The organism is Mesorhizobium sp. AR02 (genome assembly GCF_024746835.1).
In the GTDB taxonomy this organism is placed as follows: domain Bacteria; phylum Pseudomonadota; class Alphaproteobacteria; order Rhizobiales; family Rhizobiaceae; genus Mesorhizobium.
Genome location: NZ_CP080531.1, coordinates 775,677 through 796,472, shown reverse-complemented (window position 1 = coordinate 796,472; position 20,796 = coordinate 775,677). Strand labels below are relative to the sequence as shown.

General features: G+C 63.5%; 21 protein-coding genes and 1 pseudogene. 15 read left to right on the top strand and 7 right to left on the bottom strand.

What is annotated here, in order from left to right:
• Window positions 1–138: 138 nt before the first annotated feature.
• Complete coding sequence (locus DBIPINDM_RS08410) at window positions 139–1,143, bottom strand: BMP family lipoprotein (RefSeq protein WP_258585305.1); 1,005 nt, start codon at window positions 1,141–1,143, stop codon at window positions 139–141.
• A gap of 256 nt (window positions 1,144–1,399) precedes the next feature.
• Here DBIPINDM_RS08410 and DBIPINDM_RS08405 point away from each other — a divergent pair, with 256 nt between their 5' ends.
• Window positions 1,400–1,984 (top strand): amino acid synthesis family protein, encoded by a 585-nt coding sequence (locus tag DBIPINDM_RS08405; protein WP_258585304.1) that lies wholly within the window; start codon window positions 1,400–1,402, stop codon window positions 1,982–1,984.
• Window positions 1,981–2,565 carry an amino acid synthesis family protein gene (locus tag DBIPINDM_RS08400; protein WP_258585303.1) on the top strand — a complete coding sequence of 195 codons (585 nt, stop codon included), beginning with the start codon at window positions 1,981–1,983 and terminating at the stop codon, window positions 2,563–2,565. The genes DBIPINDM_RS08405 and DBIPINDM_RS08400 overlap by 4 nt, the downstream gene beginning before the upstream one ends.
• An 18-nt stretch (window positions 2,566–2,583) precedes the next feature.
• Here the strand turns inward: DBIPINDM_RS08400 and DBIPINDM_RS08395 are convergent, their stop codons facing one another.
• The 3 genes from DBIPINDM_RS08395 to DBIPINDM_RS08385 are packed head-to-tail and all read right to left on the bottom strand — an operon-like array spanning window position 2,584 to window position 5,048.
• The gene (locus DBIPINDM_RS08395; protein WP_258585302.1) at window positions 2,584–3,780 is read right to left on the bottom strand and encodes an amidohydrolase family protein; all 1,197 of its coding nucleotides are present in this window, start codon (window positions 3,778–3,780) and stop codon (window positions 2,584–2,586) included.
• A gap of 43 nt (window positions 3,781–3,823) precedes the next feature.
• On the bottom strand, window positions 3,824–4,357 hold the full coding sequence (locus DBIPINDM_RS08390; RefSeq protein ID WP_258585301.1) for a MarR family winged helix-turn-helix transcriptional regulator: 534 nt from the start codon (window positions 4,355–4,357) through the stop codon (window positions 3,824–3,826).
• A gap of 46 nt (window positions 4,358–4,403) precedes the next feature.
• Complete coding sequence (locus DBIPINDM_RS08385) at window positions 4,404–5,048, bottom strand: cysteine hydrolase family protein (protein WP_027045720.1); 645 nt, start codon at window positions 5,046–5,048, stop codon at window positions 4,404–4,406.
• Between DBIPINDM_RS08385 and DBIPINDM_RS08380 the strand changes: the two genes are divergently transcribed.
• The 3 genes from DBIPINDM_RS08380 to DBIPINDM_RS08370 are packed head-to-tail and all read left to right on the top strand — an operon-like array spanning window position 5,047 to window position 6,940.
• Window positions 5,047–5,244, top strand: a complete 198-nt coding sequence (locus DBIPINDM_RS08380) for a hypothetical protein (protein WP_258585300.1) — start codon at window positions 5,047–5,049, stop codon at window positions 5,242–5,244. The two genes, DBIPINDM_RS08385 and DBIPINDM_RS08380, sit on opposite strands and share 2 nt — an antisense overlap.
• A gap of 38 nt (window positions 5,245–5,282) precedes the next feature.
• Entirely contained in the window at window positions 5,283–6,137 is an 855-nt protein-coding gene (locus DBIPINDM_RS08375; protein ID WP_258585299.1) for an NAD-dependent epimerase/dehydratase family protein, read from the top strand.
• Entirely contained in the window at window positions 6,134–6,940 is an 807-nt protein-coding gene (locus tag DBIPINDM_RS08370; RefSeq protein ID WP_258585298.1) for an SDR family NAD(P)-dependent oxidoreductase, read from the top strand. The genes DBIPINDM_RS08375 and DBIPINDM_RS08370 overlap by 4 nt, the downstream gene beginning before the upstream one ends.
• Window positions 6,941–6,987: 47 nt before the next feature.
• Here the strand turns inward: DBIPINDM_RS08370 and DBIPINDM_RS08365 are convergent.
• Together DBIPINDM_RS08365 and DBIPINDM_RS08360 are read right to left on the bottom strand one after the other, a co-directional pair.
• Window positions 6,988–8,270: pseudogene (locus tag DBIPINDM_RS08365) on the bottom strand (NAD(P)/FAD-dependent oxidoreductase).
• Between the two features lie 165 nt (window positions 8,271–8,435).
• Window positions 8,436–9,539: a histidinol-phosphate transaminase gene (locus DBIPINDM_RS08360; RefSeq protein ID WP_416361745.1), complete on the bottom strand. Its 1,104-nt coding sequence runs from the start codon at window positions 9,537–9,539 to the stop codon at window positions 8,436–8,438.
• Window positions 9,540–9,770: 231 nt separating this feature from the next.
• Here DBIPINDM_RS08360 and DBIPINDM_RS08355 point away from each other — a divergent pair, with 231 nt between their 5' ends.
• The 10 genes from DBIPINDM_RS08355 (at window position 9,771) to DBIPINDM_RS08310 (ending at window position 19,631) form a co-directional block, all read left to right on the top strand.
• Window positions 9,771–10,544: an SDR family NAD(P)-dependent oxidoreductase gene (locus DBIPINDM_RS08355; protein WP_258585297.1), complete on the top strand. Its 774-nt coding sequence runs from the start codon at window positions 9,771–9,773 to the stop codon at window positions 10,542–10,544.
• An 82-nt stretch (window positions 10,545–10,626) separates the two neighbouring features.
• On the top strand, window positions 10,627–11,949 hold the full coding sequence (gene hisD / locus DBIPINDM_RS08350; RefSeq protein WP_258585296.1) for a histidinol dehydrogenase: 1,323 nt from the start codon (window positions 10,627–10,629) through the stop codon (window positions 11,947–11,949).
• Window positions 11,950–11,964: 15 nt separating this feature from the next.
• Complete coding sequence (locus DBIPINDM_RS08345; protein ID WP_258585295.1) at window positions 11,965–12,990, top strand: zinc-dependent alcohol dehydrogenase; 1,026 nt, start codon at window positions 11,965–11,967, stop codon at window positions 12,988–12,990.
• A gap of 31 nt (window positions 12,991–13,021) precedes the next feature.
• On the top strand, window positions 13,022–13,753 hold the full coding sequence (gene hutC / locus DBIPINDM_RS08340) for a histidine utilization repressor (protein ID WP_258585294.1): 732 nt from the start codon (window positions 13,022–13,024) through the stop codon (window positions 13,751–13,753).
• A 106-nt stretch (window positions 13,754–13,859) separates the two neighbouring features.
• Window positions 13,860–15,149: a hypothetical protein gene (locus DBIPINDM_RS08335; RefSeq protein ID WP_258585293.1), complete on the top strand. Its 1,290-nt coding sequence runs from the start codon at window positions 13,860–13,862 to the stop codon at window positions 15,147–15,149.
• Window positions 15,150–15,398: 249 nt separating this feature from the next.
• Window positions 15,399–16,406: an ABC transporter substrate-binding protein gene (locus DBIPINDM_RS08330; RefSeq protein ID WP_258589219.1), complete on the top strand. Its 1,008-nt coding sequence runs from the start codon at window positions 15,399–15,401 to the stop codon at window positions 16,404–16,406.
• A gap of 124 nt (window positions 16,407–16,530) precedes the next feature.
• Window positions 16,531–17,298, top strand: a complete 768-nt coding sequence (locus tag DBIPINDM_RS08325; protein WP_258585292.1) for an ABC transporter permease — start codon at window positions 16,531–16,533, stop codon at window positions 17,296–17,298.
• A 10-nt stretch (window positions 17,299–17,308) separates the two neighbouring features.
• A complete protein-coding gene (locus DBIPINDM_RS08320; RefSeq protein ID WP_258585291.1) occupies window positions 17,309–18,100 on the top strand; it encodes an ABC transporter ATP-binding protein in 792 nt (263 codons plus the stop codon).
• 120 nt (window positions 18,101–18,220) lie between these two features.
• On the top strand, window positions 18,221–19,273 hold the full coding sequence (locus DBIPINDM_RS08315) for an HWE histidine kinase domain-containing protein (protein ID WP_258585290.1): 1,053 nt from the start codon (window positions 18,221–18,223) through the stop codon (window positions 19,271–19,273).
• Window positions 19,266–19,631, top strand: a complete 366-nt coding sequence (locus tag DBIPINDM_RS08310) for a response regulator (protein ID WP_258585289.1) — start codon at window positions 19,266–19,268, stop codon at window positions 19,629–19,631. The genes DBIPINDM_RS08315 and DBIPINDM_RS08310 overlap by 8 nt, the downstream gene beginning before the upstream one ends.
• A 65-nt stretch (window positions 19,632–19,696) precedes the next feature.
• On the opposite strand, the gene DBIPINDM_RS08305 is transcribed toward DBIPINDM_RS08310, so the two are convergent.
• Window positions 19,697–20,557, bottom strand: a complete 861-nt coding sequence (locus tag DBIPINDM_RS08305) for an alpha/beta hydrolase (protein WP_258585288.1) — start codon at window positions 20,555–20,557, stop codon at window positions 19,697–19,699.
• Between the last annotated feature and the right edge of the window lie 239 nt (window positions 20,558–20,796).

The following is a 20,796-nucleotide window of genomic DNA, read 5'->3' as shown; positions in this document are numbered from 1 at the left end:
CTGTGCTGTGCAGGGTCGGGGACTCCGGCGCGTTCGACACGATGCTCTCGCAGACTGGCAGATTGGACACTGATCCGCCGCGGCAAGCCGCGGCGGATCAGTGTAGCGCTTTCTTGGGAGGGATGCGCTGTTGCTGGCCTATTTCGCCTTGGCGATCACGATCTTGCCGTCGAGGATGCCCTTCTTGATCTCGTCGAGCTTGGTCGTGACGTCGGCCGGGATCTTCGGCGCGATGTCGTCGCAGACCTTGAACTCGACGCCGCCCGATGCGAGGTCGAAGGTGCGAGTGCCGGCGGTGACCTTGTTGCCGCCGACCTCGTCCTTGATTAGCGTGTAGACGGCGATGTCGCCGCGCTTCAGCATGCTGCCGAGCACATTTCCGGGGGCCGTGCCGCACATGTCGATATCGACGCCGATCGAATATTTGTCGGCGGCGGCACTGGCCTGCATCACGCCTTCGCCGGTCGGGCCGGCGACGTTATAGACGATGTCGGAGCCCTGGCCGTAAAGCGCCTGGGCAAGCTCGCTGCCCTTGGCCGGATCATCGAAAGTGCCGGCGAAGACGGAATTCACCTTCACGTCGGGCGCGGCGTATTTGGCGCCCTGCTCATAGCCGCCAAGGAAGTTGCGGATCACCGGGATGTCGCGGCCGCCGACGAAGCCGATTGCCTTGCCGTCGCCGATCTTGGGAAATTCGCTGCCCTTGGCCTCGATCATGCTGGCCAGCGCGCCGGCGACGAAGGAGCCCTGTTCTTCGGCGAAGTTGGCGTAGATCATCTTGGGATTGTCGAGCACGCCGTCGATGAAGACGAAGCGCTGGTCTGGATATTCCTTGCTGACCTTCTGCAGCGAATCCACCAGCTCCCAGCCCATCACGAAGATGAGGTCGTACTGTTTGCCCTTGGCGAGGTTTTCGAACTGCTCCTGATAGTCCAATGCGCGATTGCCGGTGTCGACCAGCTTGAGGTCGATGCCGAAATCGGCCTTGGCCTTGTTGAGGCCGTTGACGATCGAAACGCCAAAACCCTGGGCGAAATATCCCGAGATGGCGGCCACCGAAACCTTGGCCTGTGCGGCGGCCGATCCCAACGAAACGGCCAGCATCGTGCCGGCCAGAAACAAACTCTTGAGCGCCCTTGTCATGTTATTCCCCTTCAGCTTTTTTCAGCTTTTGAAGCCACGCCTTGACCATCCCCCACATATCGCCGGAATGCCGGCGAGTTCGTTGATGGTCATATGAGTTTAGGAGCGGCTAAACAGGCTGTCAATCGTCATCCGATGCAGTTTTCTTGGGCCTGTCATCCGCGTCCTCCACCTCGCCGCTTGACAAATATCGGCGATGCATAATTGTTGATACTCTAACGAGTTTTCATGAGTGACGGGACGAAGGATACGCGCAATGCCAGCTGTGGTGGTCAGGAAATTTCTGGTCCAGGTCGAGGAGATATTCCATGAGGGCGGGCCCCCCGCCGCACGCCCGCCCAAGCGTGGCGCGATCGTCGCCGTCATCGCCAACCCTTTTGCCGGACGCTACGTCGAAGAGATCACCGGCTTCATGGAGGATCTGAAGCCGCTCGGCCTCGAAATGGCGCGGCGCCTGATCGATGCCATAGGCGATGGCGTCGCCGCTGTCGAAGGCTATGGCAAGGGGGCCATCGTCGGCGCCGCCGGCGAGCTTGAACATGGTGCGCTCTGGCACAATCCAGGCGGCTACGCGATGCGCGAACTTCTTGGCGACGCCAAGGCCATCGTGCCCTCGACCAAGAAGGTCGGCGGCCCCGGGACGCGTATCGATATTCCGATCACCCACATCAACGCCTCCTATGTGCGCAGCCATTTCGACGCGATCGAGATCGGCGTTGGCGATGCACCGCGCAGCGACGAGATGGCGGTGATCCTGGCGATGACCACCGGTGCCCGCGTTCATGCGCGGGTCGGCGGCCTGGCGGCGGCCGACATCAAGGGCGAGGACGGATTGCGATGAGCATGGAAATCCGCCGCATCATCACCATCGTTGAGGAAACCCGGATCGAAGGCGGCCGCCCCGTCGACCCGCCGACCCGGCGTGCCGCGGCGATCGCGGTGATCCGCAATCCCTATGCCGGCACGTTTGTCGAGGATCTGTCGGCGTTGAGCGATATTGGCGAAGCGCTGGGCGATATCTTGCCCAGGCGTGCGGTGGCTGCTCTTGGCATTGCCGGCGACCAGGTCGAGAGCTTCGGCAAGGCAGCCGCCGTCGGCGCCGACGGCGAGCTTGAACATGCCGCCGCCATTCTTCACCCAACGCTTGGCGCCCCGTTCCGCGACGTGCTGGGCAAGGGCGCCGCGCTCATTCCCTCATCGAAGAAGCGCGGCGGTCTCGGCGTGCCGCTCGACATTCCGCTCGGCCACAAAGACGCGGCGAAGGTGCGCAGCCATTTCGACGGCATGGAGGTCCGCGTCCCAGATGCACCGCGCGCCGACGAGATCGTCGTCGCCATCGCCGTCACCGATTCCGGCCGGCCGCACCCGCGCGTCGGCGGGCTGACCAAGGACAAGGTCATCGGCAAGGATGGAGTTAGCTGACGGGCCAGAAGGCCATCGTCACTGCGCAGCCCGAACTTCCGGCACCCGCATCGCCGGCGGGGTGTTGCGGCTCCGGCCAGTGCGCACCTCGCCGTCGATGACGACCATGCCGATGCCCGGCAGATTGCCGAGCGCCACGCTGTCGAGGAGCCCGTCGCCAGCGCCGCCCATCGCCTGGTCGATGAAGATCAGGTCGGCGGCGCGGCCGATTTCGATGATGCCGCGGTCGGTCAGTCCGCGCACCCGCGCCGTGTTGCCGCTGGCGAGACAGAACGCCACTTCCGGCGCGACACCGCCCAGCGAAGCCAGCATGGTCAGCGTCCGCAGGATGCCGAGCGGCTGCACGCCGGATCCGGCCGGGCTGTCGGTGCCGAGGATGACGCGCGCAAGTTCGCCGCGCTGCCTGGCCAGGTCGAGCACGAACAGTCCGGTGCGCAGATTGCCGTTGTGGACGATTTCAAGCGCACGCGTGCCGTTCTCGCAGATCTGCCTGATCTCGGCTTCGGGAAGCGCCGTCGGCCCGCCGTTGACGTGGGCAACGATGTCGGCGTCGACCTCCAGCACGACGTCCGCGCCGATGCGGCCGGAACCGGGCAGGGATGGGCCACCCGTATGGGTCATCGAGGTCATGCCGTATTTGCGCGCCCAGCCGATCATCTGCCGGCCGGTCGGACCATCCTTGACGCCACCGAGGCCGACCTCGCCGACAAGTGTCACGCCGGCTTCGGCGAGATATCGGAAGTCATCCTCGACCAGGCCGTGTTCCAGGATGGGGGCGCCGGCCAGGATCTTCATGCCGTTGGGGCGGAAATTGGAGAAGGTCCGCTGCGCCGCGATCGCCAATGCCTTCAGCCCGACCAGGTCGCGCGGGCGCCCTGGCGTGTGGACCTCTCCGGCCGAAATGATCGTGGTGACGCCGCCATGCACGGTCGAATCCATCCAGCCGATCTGGTTCTGCCGCGGCGTCCAGTCGCCGGCCACCGGATGGGCATGGTTGTCGATCAGCCCCGGCGCCACCGCGCAGCCCATCGCATCGATGATCGTCGCCGCATTACCGGTGTCGACATCACCAGCCTTGCCAATGCCTGATATGCGCCCGTCGGTCACGACGATGGTGTCGGCGTCGAGGATCGGCTGGCCGAGGTCGCCGCTCAGCATGAGGCCGATATTGCGGACGACGAGCGTGTTGGCAGACGACTTGGGGTCGGACGGCATCGGTTCTCACTTCTGCTGGTACGGAAAAGGGTCTGGACGCGGCCTACTTGCCGCCGTCGCCATTCGATGGATCGTCGTCATTGATGCGCTTGAGCAGGCGAAGCAGCGTCGCCTGCTCGGCGGGTGACAGCGGTGACAGGAAACGCCGTCCGACCTCGACGCTGCGTGCGAGCCGCTCGAGCGTGTATTCGGTGCCTTTTTCGGTCAGTGCGATCATCGACAGGCGCTGGTCGGTGTCGGAAGCGCTGCGCGTGATCAGCCCGTGCTTGAGCAATTTACGCATGACGATGCTGATGGTCGACGGGTCCATCGCCGTCAGCCGTCCGAGATGGTTCTGCGAGACCTCGCCATGTTTGAGGATCGTGGCAAGGGCTGCGAACTGGGTCGGCGACAGATCTTCGCCGGCCATGACCTGCTGGAAACGCAGCGTCGCGCGCTGATGCGCCTTGCGGATGACGTGCGCCGGATGCTGGTCCAACGCGTATCCGGTCTCAGCGTAGCGCTCCAGCACCTGCTCGCGGGTCGGTGGTTCCCGCTTCGGTGTCGCGCTTTTCTCGGATTTCTTTTCGGTCGTCAAACCGCACTCCTTTTGCCTGTCTCGGATGCCGCTGGCTCTGGATCGTTCAAGCCGCGACTTCGGTCGGTTGCAGCGACGTCCCATCGCGAAGGGCCGCGACGACATCAGCCGAATCGCTGACCACGCCGAAATGCGTCGCTATGTCGTAGAGCGAGCTTTCCTGCTCGCGCGGTCCGGTCGCGGCGCAGCAATCGCTCGGCACCACCACCTCATAGCCCTGGAAAAACGCGTCGTGGACGGTCGAACGCACGCAAATGTTGGTGACCACGCCGAAGATGACCAATTGGTCGACCTGCATATCCTTGAGCGTCAGATCGAGATCGGTCTGAAAGAAGGCCGAGTAGCGCCGCTTGATGACATGGATCTCGTCATCGCGGGCGCCGAGATCCTCGATGATCTCCGGTCCCCAGCTGCCTTCCACGCAATGCGGCGTGCGCTTGACCCATTCGCGCTCGCGGCGCATGCCCGGCCGGTGCGCATCGTGAACCCAGATCACCGGCACGCCGCTGGCGCGCGCCGCCTCGATAACGGCCAGTTGCGGCGCCACCAGCGTCTCATATCCCGGCAGGACCATCGCTCCGCCCGGTTTGCAGAACTCGTTGACCATGTCGATGACGATAATGGCTGCGCGTTGCGGATCAAGGCGCATCGCGTCGTCATGCCGATGTGAGGAAAAAACGTCCACGGCCATGGCGGACTCCTTTGGTCGATCGTTGATACTCATACAAAAAACCCTGGCGGATGCCAAGTCAATCCCGTTCGACGCAAAGCTTTGGTCACCGGCCTTGCGCACGCCGCTCGCACAAGCGTATGCGCTATTTGTTCAACGCGAAATGGCCTTGACAAGGGTCGGCAACCATGTGCTCGATTTGTATGACCATCAATGATATCCAAGCCTCTGTGCTTGCGAGCCGAGGGCCGTGATATGAGGACGATCGTCACCGGTGCGAGTGGCCTGCTTGGCCGCCACGTGGCGGAGGCTCTGCTTGCCGCCGGCCATGATGTGCTGGGCATCGATACTGTGGCGCCGGTCGAGGGCGCATGGCGCCACGCCACCGCCGACCTGACGGATCTGGGATCGACCCTGCAACTGGTGCGCGATTGCGATGCGGTCGTGCATGTCGCGGCCATTCCGCGGCCGACCGGGCGCGCCGGCGGCGAGGTGTTCCGAACCAACGTCGCGACCGCCTACAATGTCGTCGAGGCTGCCGCCATGGCTGGTATCGGGCGCTTTATCTATGCCTCGTCCTTCAGCGTTTTCGGCTATCCCTTCTTCGAGAAGACGGTCATTCCGCCCTATCTGCCGGTCGACATGAACCACCCGGTCGGTGCGCAGGATCCGTACGGCCTGTCGAAATGGCTGGGCGAGGAAATCGTCGACGCGGCGGTGCGCCGCGGTGCCTTTTCGGCGGTCAGCATCCGCATGCCATGGATTCAGACCCCGCAATCCTTCTTCGCCGGCGTCGGTCCGCGCCGCGCCACCGCCGACAGTGCCCGCGACCTGTGGGCCTATCTTGACGCGCGCGATGCCGGGCAGGGCTTCCTGCGGGCGCTCGAATGGCAAGGCGAGGGTCATCTGCGCGTCCTGCTCAGCGCCGCCGACACCTTCATGGAGGAGGAAACCGACGCGCTGGTGCGCCGGGTCTATCCAGGCGTTGCCCTGTCGCGGCCGATTGCCGGTTTCGGTTCCGTGCTCGACACGGTCCATGCGCGCGAAGCGCTAGGCTTCGAGCCGGAGCATTCATGGCGTTCCTATCCAAAGCCGGAGACCGAGGAATGAAACGGTTCGACCAGAAGAAGGTCCTTGTCACCGGCGGCGCCGGCGCCATTGGCAGTGCCGCGGTCCGGCGTTTCCTCGACGAAGGCGCGCGTGTCGCCATTGTCGACCGCAACGGCGCCGCGGCGCACGAGCTGGCTCGCTCTCTCGGCGGCAACACCATCGCCATCGAAGCCGACGTCACCGACGAGAAGAATGTGCGCGGCGCCGTCGAAACCACCGTCGACACATTCGGCGGGCTGGACGTCGTGTTCAACAATGCCGGCATTTCCGGTGTCGTCGCTCCCGTTCACGAGCTGCCGGTCGAGGACTGGGACACCATCATCCGCATCAATCTGCGCGGCATCTTCCTCGTCCTGCAGGCGTCGCTTCAGACGATGATCAAGGCCGGGACCGGTGGCTCGATCGTCAATATGGGCTCGTCCATGGCCGGTTGGGACGTGCTTGCGGGCGGTGCCGGGTACGTCGCCTCGAAACATGGCGTGGTCGGACTGACGCGGGTCGCGGCGCTCGATGCCGCGCCCTACGGCATTCGCGTCAATGCCATCTGCCCCGGCGTGATCGAGACGACGCTCGGCGTGCCGGCTTCCGGCGCTGGCGATTTCAAGAGCAGCGTCCAGCATTTCGCCGACCGCATCCCGTTGCGCCGCATCGGCCAGCCGGACGATGTCGCGGCCGCCGTGGCGTTCCTCGCTTCGGACGAGGCAAGGCATGTCACTGGTGTCGACTGGCTGATCGACGGCGGCCAGACCTTGCAAAGCTGGGCCAACGCGCCGGCCGGCGACGCCTTTCCGAAATTTCGATAAGAAGCTGGTGCCATCCCACGGGCCGTCAGGCCGGGCGGCCCTTCGCGTCAGAGGCCGAAGCGGTCCTTCAATCGCCCCGAAAGGATCGCGGCCTTCACCCCGAGCGGCCAGAAACGGTGAAACCGGATTGGCTTGAGCGGTGATATCGGCATGGGAAATGGCGACGTCTCGTTGCCTTGCAGGCGCTGCGCCAACGCAGCGCCCATCGCCGAGGCCATGGCGACGCCACGGCCATTGTAGCCAAGGCAGATCAGGACGCCGTCTTCCGGCTCATGAATGTGCAGAAGATGGTCCTTGGTGATCGCAACCCGGCCGTTCCAGGCGTGCGTCCAGCGTGTTCCCGCAAGTGCTGGCCAGAGCCGCAGCGCATAGTCGGTGAGGTAGCGGATGGCGGAAGCATCTCCAATCGGTTTCATCGGTCCGCGGCCGCCCATGAGCAGGCGCCCTTCGGCGTCGATGCGGTAGTACACGGTGATGTTCCCGGCCTCGTAGACGACGGGCCTTTCGGGAGAATCGCGGCCGCGACTGCCGGCGCAAGCGGTTCGGTTGCTGCAATCGCGCTGAACACCGGGACGAGAGACTGCTCGAGGTCCGGCCAAAGAGGCCCGGTGTAGCCATTGGTTGCGATAAGAACCTTCTCGGCGCCGACAGAGCCGTTCGCGGTTTTGAGGACCCATCGTCCGGCCTCCCTCTTCAGCGACAGGACTTCGCTGTTGCCGAATATCCGCGCGCCGGCGCTCTTGGCTGCGGCTGCCAGGCCGATCGTGTATTTCAAGGGGTGGAGGTCGCCGCCGCGGGCGTCGAACATGCCGGATATGTATCTGTCGGTTCCGGTACGCGCCGCCATCGCCTGCGCGTCCAACAGGCTGACCGGCATACCCCGTCGTTCGCATTGCGCGGCCGTGGTTCGCACCGCGGTTTCCGGCTTCGGCCGGATGGCCGCGCGTATGGTGCCGTTCTGCCGCGCCTCGCAGGCGATCGACAGGCGCCGGATGAGACCGAAGGTGAAATCCGGCGCGCCATAGGAGAAATCGATCATGCGCGGCCCAAGCTCAGGGCCGAACATCGCCTCGATCGTGTCGGGATCGTATTTGAGGCCGGGATTGACCTGGCCGCCATTCCTGCCCGACGCGCCCCAGCCCGGCTGTTGGGCCTCGAGCACGGCAACGTCGTCGCCGGCCTCCGCCAAGTGCAAGGCGGTCGAGAGGCCTGTGAAGCCGCCGCCGACAATGGCGACCCTTGCCCGCTGCGCGCCGGCAAGGGCGGGGTAATCGCCGATGCCGCCGGCCGTTTCGCGATAGAGGCTGCGGGGCGGGTTGCTTTCGAGCATATTGGACATCGTCAAAGTGACCGGTAAGGGCGCAGGTCAGAGAGGCTGGAGGGAAGCATTGGACGAAAGACGATGCGTCACCTGCGAGAAACTCCATGAGGGAAACGGCAGACTCTCGAATATCGTGCCTGGCGCGCCACGCAATTCAGCATGGCTTTCGGGAAATCACAACAGCTGCGACAGCGCGGTCATGAAGTGGTCGTTCTCCGATGGTGCGCCGATGCTGACACGCACATAGCTGTCGAAACCTTCCTGCTTCCAGGGTTTGACGATGACGCCTTCGCGCAGCAGGCCTTCGACGAATGCGCTGGCGTTTTGCCGGCAGTTGAAGAACAGAAAATTGCCTCGAGAAGCGGCGACTTCGAGGCCGTTGCTTGCGAGGAAATTCTCGACACGAACTCTCTCCGCCTTGGCCAGCGCCACGACCCTTGCAAGGTGTTCCTCGTCCGCGAGCGCGGCCAGCGCGGCGGCCTGTGCAACGCCATTGGCGTTGAAGGGCGTGCGCACCCTGTCGAGCAGCGCGCGCAATTCCGGGTCACCGACGATGCCGAAGCCGATGCGCAATCCGGCAAGCCCGAACGCCTTGGAAAATGTGCGCAGCACGATCCAGGACCGGTCGCGCTTGCCGAGGTCGGGCAGGGACGAGGCGTAGTCGTCGCCCTCCGCATATTCGGCATAGGCCTCATCGACGACGATCAGCGTCTCGTCGCCGACTGCATCCAGAACCCGCGACAGATCGCTGCTCGACAGCCAACTGCCGACCGGGTTCATCGGGTTCGAGAACAGCAGCATGCGGGGTCGTTCGCGCACCGCCTCGATCAGCGCGTCGACGTTGATGGTGAGATCGTCGTTGACGGCTACACGTTTGATGCTCGCGCCCATCAGCGTCGCATAGTCCTCATGCAGCGGGAACGACGGATAGAGGGTGACGACGGCGTCGCCCGGCCGCAGCACGGCGCGGCTGATGACGGAAAGAAGATCCTCCGAGCCATTGCCGAGGGTGACCTGATCCTCGCCGACTTCATATTTAGCGGCGATGGCCTGGCGCAGCGCGCGCCCGGCCGGATCCGGATAGAGCCGGAACATCTCGGCGCCGCCCTGCATCATCGTGGCCAGGGTCGGGCTCGGGCCAAGCGGGTTTTCATTCGAACCCAGCTTGGCGATCCTGACTGGCGCGTATCGCTGCATGACCTCGGCGATGGTCAGTCCGGAATTGTAAGGCGACAGGCGTGTGACTTCGGTTCGGACCATGTCTGAAGCTTTCGACACGAGCGGGCTCCTCTGCGGTTGGCCGAGCGACTTCCGCCTTCGGCCGGGTTCTCAAACACTGGGTTTCGCTGCATCGTCCCCGGGGCAAGCCATGTCACCGACGGGCGCGCTGGTGCGGCGAATTTTTGTCAGGAGTAGCGTAGCCGAAACGGTTTGTATATGCTTGTATATGTAACCTGATCTGATAGTCTCGGTATTGAAGCAGGAACCGACACCGGCAAGGAGGATCACATGCGCAATGCTTCTCTCTTCGATCTCGCCGGCAGGAAGGCGCTCATCACCGGCGCCAGCCGCGGCATCGGGCGCAGCATCGCCGAGGCGCTGAGCGCCGCCGGCGCCGACGTCGCGATCACCGCGCGCAGCCTGGCCTCCCTCGATGAGACGATAGCGGCCATCCGTGCGGCCGGCGGGGTGGCGCATGCCGTTGCCCTTGATGTCACCGATGTCGGCCGCTGCCATGCGGCCACCGCCGAAGCCGCGAGCCTGCTTGGCGGTCTCGACATCCTCGTCAACAATGCCGGGATGGAAGAGGTCCGGCCTTCGCTCGATGTCGACGAAGCGCTGTGGGACCGGATCGTCGATACCAACCTCAAGGGCGCGTTCTTCTGCGCCCAGGCCGCGGCGCGGCAGATGCGCGACGCCGGCCGCTCCGGCGCCATCATCAATCTCTGCTCGCTGACTTCCGAAGTCGGCATTCCGACCGCGGTGCCCTATGGCTCATCGAAGTCGGGCCTGCTCGGCATGACGCGTGCGCTCGCCGCGGAGTGGGCGGATCTCGGCATCAGGGTCAACGCCATCGCTCCGGGCTACTTCAGGACGGCGATGACGGATGTGTTCTACAGCAACGAGGCATGGCAGCAGTCGATGCTGGCCAAGATCCCGCAGCACCGTTTCGGCGATCTCGGCGACCTGCACGGCGTCGCCGTGTTCCTTGCCTCGGATGCGGCGGCCTACATAACCGGCCAGTCCATTCCGGTGGATGGCGGGTTCCTGGCATCGATTTGAGGCAGCTCGCCACAGGTTCGAAATCAACGTCTTGCGCAATGTGACCGGCCGGCACGTCGCGTTCCAACAAAGAGGAATATCCATGTCCGACATCAGCTTCCACGATCTGTCATCGCTCGACGCCACCCAGCGGGCCGGCTTGCTGAAACGCGCCGAGAGCGATCTGTCGGTCTTTGTCGAAAAGGTCCGCCCGATCATCCAGGCCGTCAAGGACGAGGGCGACGCCGCGCTGATCCGCTTCGCCAGGGAACTCGACAAGGCCAATGTGGCTGGGGGCGGGCTGAAGGTTTCGGAAGCCGAGTTCGACGCGGCCTTCGACAAGGTCGAAAAGGATGTCGTGGAGAGCATCGGCTTCGGCATCGACAACATCAGGCGTTTCCATGAAGAGCAGAAGCCGGAAACGATGTGGCTCAAGGAAGTCCGGCCGGGCGCCTATGCCGGCGACCGGTACACGCCGATCGCCTCCGTCGCGCTTTACGTGCCGCGCGGCAAGGGTGCCTTTCCATCGGTGACGATGATGACCTCGGTTCCGGCCGTCATTGCCGGCGTGCCGCAGATCGCCATCGTGACGCCGCCGACAGCGGACGGTTCGGTGGATGCGGCAACGCTCGTCGCCGCCCGCCTCGCCGGCGTGCACACCGTCTACAAATGCGGCGGCGCCCAGGCCGTCGCCGCCGTCGCCTACGGCACCGAGACGGTGAAGCCTGCGCTCAAGATCGTCGGCCCAGGCAGCCCCTGGGTGGTGGCGGCCAAAAGTGTGCTGTCGTCGATCATCAACACCGGTCTCCCGGCCGGTCCGTCCGAAGCCATCATCTTTGCCGATGACAGTGTCGACGGCGGCCTTGCCGCACTCGACCTGTTGATCGAGGCCGAGCACGGGCCGGATTCCTCGGCCTATCTCGTGACGCACAGCCGCAAGGTTGCCGAAGCAGCACTCGCGGCACTTCCCGAACACTGGTCGCGGATGACCGAACAGCGTGTGGAGTTCTCGCGCGCGGTGCTGACGGGAAAACGCGGTGGCATCGTGCTGACCGTATCACTGGAAGACAGCTACCGCTTCATCAACGACTATGCGCCCGAACATCTCGAGATCCTGTCGAAGGAGCCATTCGCGCATCTCGGGCACATCACCGAGGCGGCCGAAATCCTCATGGGCCCGCATACGCCGGTGACGCTTGCCAACTTCGTCCTTGGGCCCAATGCGGTGCTGCCGACCAGCCGCTGGGCGCGGACCTATGGGCCGCTCTCGGTGACGGATTTCGTCAAGCGCTCATCGGTCGGCTATGTCACCTCGGCCGCCTATCCGGAACTGGCGAAGCATGCCCGCAGGCTCGCCCGTTACGAGGGCTTCAGCTCGCATGAAAACGCGGTCTCGGAGATCCGCGACCGCTACCTCGCCGGCTGAGCGGAGACGATCGCGATGAAGGCGGCACGGCTTTATGGACCCGGTGATCTGCGCGTGGAGGATATCGCTTCGCCGGGCGTGCCGGATGCGGGCTGGGTGAAGCTCAGGGTCGATGCCGCCGGCATTTGCGGTTCGGACCTGCACAATTTCCGCACCGGCCAATGGATAAGCCGGTCGCCTTCGACGGCCGGCCACGAACTGACCGGCACGGTGATCGCGCTCGGCGAGGGCGTCGACACAGTCGCCGTCGGCGACAGGGTGGTTGCCGATTCCCGTTTCTGGTGCGGGGACTGCGCGCAGTGCCGTGCCGGCAGGCGCCATCTCTGCGCTTCGCTAGGCTTCGTCGGCGAAGTCTGCGACGGCGGCTTCGCCGAACAGGCGGTGTTGCCCGCGCGCCTGCTGCATGTCGTCGATCCGGCGCTGGATGAGCGGGTCGCTGCCATGGCCGAGCCGCTCGCGGTGGCGTTGCACGCGGTGCGCCGGCTGCCGAAGACGGCAGGCTCCGTGCTTGTCGTCGGCTGCGGGCCGATCGGCGGTCTTGCCGCGCTGCTGCTGTCGCGAAGCTTCGCCGGCACCGTGCTTGTCGCCGACCGTAACCAGGCGCGCTCTGCCCGCGTGGCGCGGGTGACCGGCGCAACAATCGTCGACCTCGACCGCGATACCATTGCCGCCGCGACCACCAATGCCCCGTTGCTGGCAGCCGTCGAGGCGACCGGCAGCATCGCCGCATTCACTCAGTTGCTCGGCGTTCTCGATTCCGGCAGCGCGGTGGCGATGGTCGGCATCTTCCACGGCCGTCTCGACATCGACCCCAATCTCCTGGTCGAACGCGAGATCGCATTGCTGGGATGCCATGCCTTCGCCGATGAACTGCCCGATGCCGTCGGGATGCTGGGTGAATTGAGCGGGCCGCTGCTCGCCCTGATCGATCGCGAGATCGGCCTGGATGAGGTTCCCGCCGCCTATGAGCGGCTGTTGGCGGGGCAAAGCGACGGCTTGAAAACAATCATCCGCATGCGGCAACCTGTTGAGCCGGCGTGATTTCCGATAAATTGCCGGAAAGGATTTTGAAATGATCGATTTGCCCGATACGGCGAGCCCCCTCTACGAGAAGGTGAAGGACTACATCCTGACCAACATCGGAACGGGCCGGTGGGGCAAGGATCGCAAGCTGCCGTCCGAGAATGAGCTGGTGGTCTCGCTGGGTGTCTCACGCATGACGGTTCACCGGGCCTTGCGGGAACTGACCTCGGCGGGATTCCTGATCCGGCTGCAAGGTGTGGGCACGTTCATCGCGCCGCCCAGGCCGCAATCGACGCTGATCGAGATCAACAATATCGCGGCCGAGATCGTCGAGCGCGGCAACCGGCATCGCTCCGAAGTGCTCGTCCTCGAAACCATCACGCCGACCAAGGAACTCGCTTTGTCCTTCGAGTTTCCGAAGCGTGTCTCGATCTATCACTCCGTCGTCGTCAATTTCGAGAACGACCTGCCGGTGCAATTGGAAGAGCGCTTCGTCAATCCGAGCCTGATCCCCGACTACGACAAGCAGGATTTTTCGAAGACGGCGACCTACGACTACCTCATGCAGAAGACCCCGGTGACCGAGGTCGAGCACATCATCTCCGCGATCCCGGCCGACGCCGAGACGGCGCGGCATCTGAACATCGATGTCGGCAGCTGCTGCCTGTTTCTGCACCGTCGCACATGGACGGGCGCGATCGTCGCCACGATCAGCAAGCTGACCTATGTCGGCAGCCGCTACTCGCTCGGCAGCCGCTATTCCCCCTCCAAGACCAACTGACGACAACAGGGCTAAGGCGGCTCGCAGAGGTTTTTCCATAGATGTATGTACATGTACTGATGATGATCTCGCCCTCGGTGGGCGGCCTGGCCAGAAGGGGCGACCGATGACGATACCGAGCCGCACGGCGCGGATCCGCGTTCTCGCGCAGCACGATGTCGGCGAGGCGCAGCGTGCGCTGTCGGCCTTGCTGGGCGACTTGTTCGCAATGGCCCCCAGCAACGTCCGCATCAATGTCGACAAATACAGCCTCAATTCGTTGAACGGCTTCTTCGACAGCGACGGCCAGGCCTACTTCTTCAAATTCCATCAGGAAGAACGCGAAGAGGGCATGACCGGCGAGTACTACCGGGCCGAGATCCTGTCGCGTGCCGGCCTGCCGGTCGATCAGCCTGTCCATATGTCCGCCCAGCCCGGCGAGCAGATCCTTGTCTATCGCCGGCGCACGGATCCGAGATTTTCGGATGTGCTGTTCGCGCTGGATGCTGAGGACGATGCCGGCAAGCGGCGCGAGGCGGTTCTTGCCGAGCGCGACCTGTCCACCAGGCTGCTCGAGGTCTATCTCGAGACGCTGCATCCCGTGACCGTCTCGGAGGTCTCGGCGGAGCCGATCCACCGGCTGTTCTATGAGCGGTTGATTGACGCCGAGACACGCTCCTCGCCGGGCGGCCGGCTGGCCGATTTCTATGTCGGCAAGCGGTTTGTCTTCCCCGGCGCGGAGTTAGGTTGGGATCAGTTTTCCTGGTTGAAATTCGTCATCAACGGCCGGCTTTACGTCAGCAGCATCGGTGAGCTTTTCGACGCGGCTTCAGCACGCCTGCGGCCGGACCGGCTTGCCGATGCCGGCGGCGTGGTCGCGCATGGCGACGCCCACAACGCCAATGTCTGGTACACTGGGAAAGCGGGGAGGGCGGAACTGTCCTTCTTCGATCCCGCCTTTGCCGGTTCGCATATCCCGACGCTGCTGGCGGAGGTGAAGGCGACGTTCCACAACATCTTCGCCCATCCGTTCTGGCTCTACGATCCGGCCATCGCGACGGAAGCGTTTCGCGCCCAGGCGCGGCTGGACGGAAACCTGCTCCATGTCGACACGGACTGGGACTTGAGCCCGGTCCGTCGCGACCTGCTGGAAGTCAAGGCGACAGCCTTGTGGCGGCCATTGCTGCTGGAGCTCAAACGGCGCGGCATGCTGCCAGTGGACTGGCGGGCGGTGCTGCGCTCAGGGCTCTTTCTGTCGCCAACCCTGGTCATGAACCTGCGCGCCGGCGCGCGCAGCCACACGCCGGTCTCTTCCCTCATTGCCTTTTCAGTCGCGGTCATGGTCGGCAGCGAGCCCGATGCCGGGGCCGATCGGGTAAGCGATTTCCTCGACCGGATCGATCCTGAAAGAGCATGAACTGGTGTCGCGGAGAGGCGGGCAAATGCACTCGGTCACAATGAAAAATTGAGTCACTCTAACTTGTATATGCATGTATGTATTTTAGCCTTGACATCCGCTTCCACTGACGCTGAAATATCCCTGCACTTCACCATGAAGTGGTGGGCAAGACGCCGGGGCACAGTGCCGCGAGAGCAGAACCCCACAGTCTCACCAGACCGGATGCCTGGGTAAAAAAGCGGTCTGATCATCAAGGGGAACTAGATGATGCGTAACCTAGCAGGACAATTTCGCGCGCTCATGATGGCCGCCGCCATCGGGCTCGCCGCCGCGCCGGCGGCCCACGCGGCCGATGCGGCCATTCCCACGACGCCCGAGGCCGGATCGTTCAAGATCGGCATCGAGCCCTGGCTCGGCTATGGCCAGTGGCATGTCGCCGACGCCAAGGGCCTGTTCAAGGCAAACGGCCTGTCGGACGTCCAGATCGTCAACTTCGCCGAGGACAAAGACATCAACGCCGCGCTCGCCAGCGGCCAGCTCGACGCCGCCAACATCGCCACCCACACGGCGATGGGCATGGTTGCCGCCGGCCTGCCGGTGAAGATCGTGCTGCTGCTCGATGTTTCCATGACGGCCGACGCCATCATCGCCGGCAAGGACGTCACCTCCATCAAGGACCTCAAGGGCAAGCAGGTCGCCTTCGAGGAAGGCACGACGAGCGACATCCTGCTCAAATACGCGCTCGCCAAGAACGGCATGTCGATCGACGATGTGAAAGCTGTTCCGATGCCGGCGTCCGACGCCGGCGGCGCGCTGATCGCGGGTCAGGTGCCGGTCGCGGTCACTTACGAACCATACCTCACCGTCGCCATGGCGCAGAACAAGGACGTCAAGCTGCTGTTCACCGCCGGCGAGGATCCCGGCCTGATCAGCGACGTGCTGGTGGTGCGCGACGAGGTGATCAAGTCGCGACCCGGCCAGGTGTTGGCCATGATCAAGAGCTGGGACGCCGCACTCAAGGACTATAATGCCGACACGCCCGGTGGCCGCGCCATCATCGCCAAGGCGGTCGGTTCCGACGTCAAGGACCTCAACACCGCCTTCGACGGCGTGCGCTACTACTCGCTCGCCGAAAACAAGACGGTGCTCACCGGCGATTTCACCACCAAGACCTTCGCCGATGTCGAAGCGGCCGCCAAGAACGCCAAGCTGCTGCAGGCCGATGTGACGCCGGAGCAGATGATCGACCCGTCCTTCGTCAAGGCGGCGCAATGACCAAGGCCGGATCGCGGTGGTAGCGCAGATGTCCGCAAAGCCCCCCGCGAAAACGGGTCTGGCTCTTCCCTCATCAGGGCCGGTCACGAAACAGGCGAGGCGCCGCCGATCCTCCGGGATCGGCGTGCCCATCGCCAGGTCGCGTTTCCTGATGATCGCGGTGGCGGTCTTTGTCGGGCTTGGCCTTGCCTGGTGGGCGGCGACCGGGCTGGAATGGGTAAAACCCATCTTCCTGCCGTCGCCCGGCAGCGTCGCGACCCAGATCGCCAAGCTCGCCACGGACGGCACGTTGTGGGTGGACCTCAGCGCCTCGGCGTATCGCATTTCCATCGGCTTCCTCATCGCCTCGGCTTTGTCGATCCCGATCGGCGTGCTGATCGGCAGTTTCCGCTCATGGGAGGCTGGTATCGAGCCGCTGGTCGATTTCATCCGCTACATGCCGGTCGTCGCTTTCGTGCCGCTCTCCATCCTGTGGGCCGGTACCGGTGACACGCAGAAATTCCTGATCATCTTCATCGGCACCTTCTTCCAGCAGGTGCTGATGATCATGGACAACGTGAAACGGGTTCCCACCGATTTCATCGGCCTCGGCCGCACGCTCGGCCTGCCGGACCGCAAGATCTTGACGCGCATCGTCGTGCCCAGCGCCTTGCCGGGCATCTGGGACACGCTGCGCATCAGCCTCGGCTGGGCATGGACCTGGCTGGTGCTGGCCGAGCTTGTCGCGGCGACATCTGGCCTCGGCTATCGCATCACCGTGTCGCAGCGCTATTTCCAGACCAACACCATCATCGGCTACATCCTGCTTTTGGGCGTGCTCGGCCTCATCACCGATCAGGTCATGAAGGCCCTGGAAAAGGTGCTGTTCCGGCAGGATGGCCACTCGCAATGAGGAACCGCCGATGACTGTTCCCAAATTGCGCATCGCCGGCCTCGACAAGAGCTTCGGCACGGGAGAGCGGCGCACGGAAGTGCTGCGCGACATCAACCTCGATCTTGCCGACAATGAGTTCGTCTCGCTTGTCGGCACGTCGGGCTGCGGCAAGAGCACGCTGCTGTCGATCGTCGCCGGACTGCAGGACTTCGACGCCGGCGATCTCAGCATCGATGGCGCGCCGATCCTGCAGCCGGGTCTCGACCGTGGCGTCGTCTTCCAGTCCTACACGCTGCTTCCCTGGCTGACGGCGCGGCAGAACATCGAGTTCGCCCTCAAGGCCGCCGGCTACGATCGCACGGCCTGCCGCGAGATCGCGCTCGAGCATCTCGACCTCGTCAAGCTGTCGCAGAGTGCCGACCGCTATCCGTCCGAACTGTCGGGCGGCATGAAACAGCGCGTCGCCATTGCGCGCGCGCTGTCCTATCGTCCCAAGATGCTGCTGATGGATGAACCCTTCGGCGCGCTCGATGCTCTGACCCGGCATCAGATGCAGGAGCTGCTGACCCAGATCTGGGAGGAACACAGGTTGACCGTGCTCTTCGTCACGCATGATGTGGAGGAGGCGGTCTATCTGTCGGACCGGATCGTCGTCATGGGGATCGGCCCGGGACGCATCATGCAGACCTTCAATGTCGACATCGAGCGCCCGCGTCGGGAAGAGGTGATGGAAACCCCGGCCTTCATGGATTTGCAGCGCGGCGTGCACAAGGCGATCCGCGAGGCATCAAGACGCCCCGAAATGGCCTTGGTGGGGTGACGCTTTTGCGCCCCGGAACGGTTCCGGCGCGGGCACAAAACGTCGTGTCTATGGCGCGGAGTCCTCAGGTCGGATAAGCTGCAAGATCGGTTTGCGCTAAGGGCAGGATCGATCTTCAACATGCCGAAGATAAAAGACAAGTCCGTAGAGCAGCAGGATGCCGAAGCCGAAGTCGAGGGCTTTCAGCACGACCTTGGCCCGTTCGTGGTCGCCGCCGAGACAACACGAATGGCCATGGTTTTCACCGACGCGAAAGAGCCCGGCAATCCCATTATATTCGCCAATGACGCCTTCCTCGCCCTGACCGGATACGCCAGGGAAGAGGTCCTCGCTCAGCCCTTCAATTTCCTGATGGCGGACGGCACCGACGCCGGGGCGTTGAAACGCATCAAGGTCGAGTTTGAAGCCAATGTGGAGGCGGGTACGGAAATCCTTTACAGGCGCAAGGATGGCAGCGAATTCTGGGCGGCGCTTTTCGCCAGTCCCGTCCAGGACAAGAGCGGCGCCATCGTCCAATATTTTACCTCCTTCGTCGACCTGACCAGACACAAGGAGGAGCAGGCACAATCCAAAATGCTCATCGACGAGCTGAACCATCGCGTGAAGAACACGCTGGCAACGGTGCAGTCGATCGTCTGGCAGGCATCGCGAGCCAATTCCGATCCGAAGGCGATCCGCGAAGCGGTCGAGTCCCGGCTGTTTGCGCTCTCCCGATCGCACAATTTGCTGACCCGTGAAAATTGGCATAGCGCAGGGCTGCTCGATGTGCTCCACGACGCCCTGGAACCGTTTGGCGTCAGCCACGGACGGACGGAGCGCCTGGTGATATCAGGCGAGAACATCCGCCTCTCGATAAGAGCGGCGCTGGCGCTCGGCATTGCCTTCAACGAACTCGCCACCAACGCGGTGAAATACGGTGCGTTTTCCAATGACAAGGGTTCGATCCGGATCGACTGGACGATCGAGCCGATGTCGGAGGGCCGTAGGTTGATCCTGTCCTGGCGAGAGCAGGGCGGTCCGCCGGTTACGTCACCGTCGCGACAGGGGTTCGGCTCGCGCGTGATCGAGCGCGGCCTGACCCACGAACTCGAAGGCACTGTGCAACTTGACTATCGCCCGGACGGGTTGATCTGCACGATGAACATTCCGCTACCGGGAATTCGCGATGGATAAACTGCTTTCTGGCCGACGCTTTCTCGTTGTCGAGGACGAGATTCTGGTCCTGATGATGATTGAGGACATGCTCGGCGATCTTGGGTGCGAGTCCGTCACCTCAGCCGCCACGATAGAAAAGGCGATCGCCCTTATCGAAACGCAGGCTTTCGATGCCGCCATGCTGGACATGAATCTGGACAGCGACGACAGCAATACCGTGGCCGACGCGCTTGCTGAGCGCGGCGTGCCGTTCATCTATTCGACCGGCAACACCGGCCGCGACATGCGCGAAGGTTTCAGCAACCGTGCCGTCCTTCGCAAGCCGTTCAGCTTTGAAGAACTGACCACCAAGCTCGAAGGCCTGCTTTCTGGCTAACCGAGTGACGTAGGGCTCCCTAGTCTGACTGACTGGCCAACGCGTCTGGAGGATAGACCTCGAATCTAGGTGTGATGGAGGAAGGCAAGTATCTCCGCAGCGAGCGCCTCTGGTGCCTCTTCAGCCATATGATGTCCACAGTCGATGCCTTTACCTTGCAAGCCTTTCGTCCACGGGCGCCATACGCCGAGAACATCGCCATAAAGCCGTTCCAGATCATCGCGGATCGACCATAGAACCATAGTGGGACATAGGACCCGCCGGCCCGCCCTCCGGTCATCCGCGTCGTGCAGATGGTCGATTGAGAGGCCTGCCCTATAATCCTCGACCATCCCATGGATGACACGAGCGTCGAAAATTGCCGCCCTGTAATCCGCAAACGCCTCCGCCCCCATCTGATCAACGGAGCCGCCATACCAGGCCTCGGGGTTGGCCATGATCGCCTGTTCCGGCTTGTCGGGCTGGGCAAAGAAGAACCAGTGCCACCACTCGGCAGCGAAGTGGGCGTCACATCGCTCAAGGGCTTCCAGGATCGGAATGCCGTCTAGAACGATGAGATGCGTTACCACGGTTGGATTATCCATCGCCGTCCGGAAAGCGGTGTAGCTTCCGCGATCGTGCCCGGCGACGGCAAATCGGCCAAAACCCAGATGGTGCATGAGCGCGACACAATCTCTTGCCTTGGCGCGCTTGGATGAGCCCGCATGATCATGGCTGTCCTCGGGAATTGATGACTGCCCGAAACCGCGAAGGTCAGGACAAACCACTGTATGGGTGTGGGCGAGAAGCGGCGCCACGCGGTGCCAGGTGGCATGTGTACGAGGGTGGCCATGCAAAAGCAGGACCGGCGGTCCAGAGCCACCGTATCTGACCCGAAGCGTGGCTTCGGGCAGCCGGATTGTCTCAAGCTGAAAACCTTCGAACATCAGGGATCTAAACCTTGGCGATGGCCGGAGGTTCCACGTCTGATCGGAACCATCGGCTGTTGTCGAAGGTTGATGTAGCCAGACTGGAGCGTGGCCGAAGCCGAGCCAGGCTATCCGTCATGCGAGGCACAAATGGCCTACACGAACGCGGGCATACCCCAAGACGAGCCTTATGGAGCAATCTACTTTGCAAAGAAGTACGGTCTCACGCTGAAAGATGCCAAGTTCATCATTGCAGC